This window comes from Bacillus sp. IS1, from assembly GCF_032461585.1.
GTDB lineage: Bacteria > Bacillota > Bacilli > Bacillales > Bacillaceae > Bacillus > Bacillus velezensis.
In genome coordinates, this window is record NZ_JAWCWR010000021.1 from 1 (window position 1) to 665 (window position 665).

6 tRNA genes are annotated in these 665 nt (G+C 50.7%); all 6 read right to left on the bottom strand.

Features of this window, described 5'->3' with window-relative positions:
- Positions 1-49: 49 nt before the first annotated feature.
- The 6 genes from RUW00_RS22750 to RUW00_RS22775 all read right to left on the bottom strand — a co-directional run bounded on the left by RUW00_RS22750 (position 50) and on the right by RUW00_RS22775 (position 612).
- Positions 50-126 (bottom strand) — tRNA-Arg (locus RUW00_RS22750).
- An 11-nt stretch (positions 127-137) separates the two neighbouring features.
- Positions 138-223: transfer RNA gene (locus tag RUW00_RS22755), tRNA-Leu, on the bottom strand.
- A 14-nt stretch (positions 224-237) separates the two neighbouring features.
- Positions 238-312 (bottom strand) — tRNA-Gly (locus tag RUW00_RS22760).
- A 24-nt stretch (positions 313-336) separates the two neighbouring features.
- Positions 337-418 (bottom strand) — tRNA-Leu (locus RUW00_RS22765).
- A 6-nt stretch (positions 419-424) separates the two neighbouring features.
- Positions 425-500 (bottom strand) — tRNA-Lys (locus RUW00_RS22770).
- A 36-nt stretch (positions 501-536) separates the two neighbouring features.
- A tRNA-Thr gene (locus RUW00_RS22775) sits at positions 537-612 on the bottom strand.
- Positions 613-665: the final 53 nt, after the last annotated feature.

The window sequence follows — 665 nt, forward strand, 5'->3', positions numbered from 1 at the left end:
ACCATGTGCTCTACCAAGCTGAGCTACTTCCCGATTTTTAAAAATATTATGGCGCGCCCGAGAGGAGTCGAACCCCTAACCTTTTGATCCGTAGTCAAACGCTCTATCCAATTGAGCTACGGGCGCATAATAATGAATGCCGAGGGCCGGACTTGAACCGGCACGGTAGTCACCTACCGCAGGATTTTAAGTCCTGTGTGTCTGCCAATTCCACCACCCCGGCGTGGATGGTATAGTTGGAGCGGAAGACGGGATTCGAACCCGCGACCCCCACCTTGGCAAGGTGGTGTTCTACCACTGAACTACTTCCGCATACAGGATATCTATCCTGTATAATGCGGGTGAAGGGACTTGAACCCCCACGTCATAAGACACTAGATCCTAAGTCTAGCGCGTCTGCCAATTCCGCCACACCCGCGTAATATGGTGAGCCATGAAGGACTCGAACCTTCGACCCTCTGATTAAAAGTCAGATGCTCTACCAACTGAGCTAATGGCTCTTTTTAAAAGACTTATGTTATTATCTTGTCCAAAAATGGTGCCGGCCAGAGGACTTGAACCCCCAACCTACTGATTACAAGTCAGTTGCTCTACCAATTGAGCTAGGCCGGCAAATATGGTGGAGGATGACGGGCTCGAACCGCCGACCCTCTGCTTGTAAGGCA